This window comes from Streptomyces diastatochromogenes (assembly GCF_002242805.1).
GTDB classification, from domain to species: domain Bacteria; phylum Actinomycetota; class Actinomycetes; order Streptomycetales; family Streptomycetaceae; genus Streptomyces; species Streptomyces diastatochromogenes.
The window spans coordinates 1-215 of the sequence record NZ_MCGQ01000222.1; the positions used below are offsets into that span (position 1 = coordinate 1).

General features: G+C 76.7%; 1 protein-coding gene. It reads right to left on the bottom strand.

The window, feature by feature from the left end:
- A partial coding sequence (locus tag BEK98_RS47715; RefSeq protein WP_208643457.1) for an aquaporin occupies positions 1–215 on the bottom strand: 215 nt, incomplete at both ends.

The window sequence follows — 215 nt, forward strand, 5'->3', positions numbered from 1 at the left end:
GTGAAGAGGGCGACGGCCGACCAGGCCGGCCTGGGCTGGACGGCGCCGTAGGCCATGCGGTCCGCGACGACCGGGCCCCAGACGAGCCGGGCCAGGCCGGTCCCCGCGACGGATCCGGTCAACTGGGCGGCGACGTAGGGCAGGACGCCTCGGCCGGGGAAGACGCCGGTCAGCCACAGGGCGAGGGTGACGGCCGGGTTGAGGTGCCCGCCGGA